We start from the raw sequence: 308 nt of genomic DNA, 5'->3' as shown, positions 1-308 counted from the left end.
GCGGCGTGCACGCCCCGGCGCGCGGGCATGCCACCAAGCGATACCGCATCGTGCGCGAGAGGCTGCCGCCCGGAGCGTTGGCAACCCCTGACGATTCGTCAGGGTTCCCGGCGCGAAAGGGTGACGAAATGACAGGGTTCGCCGCGAACAAGGATGACGAACCGTCAGGGCTCGCAGCCCGAACCCCTGACGAAATGACAGGGAAACCCCTGACGATATGCCACCCAATAAGCAAAAGGGACAACAAGGACTTCAGAAGATAAGGAAGGGGCGCCCGATGGACCGAGCGGGACTCATCACCCTGGAGC

This window comes from Paratractidigestivibacter sp., assembly GCF_052362415.1.
Classification (GTDB): Bacteria; Actinomycetota; Coriobacteriia; order Coriobacteriales; family Atopobiaceae; genus Paratractidigestivibacter.
Note: the sequence above shows the minus strand (reverse complement) of the source record.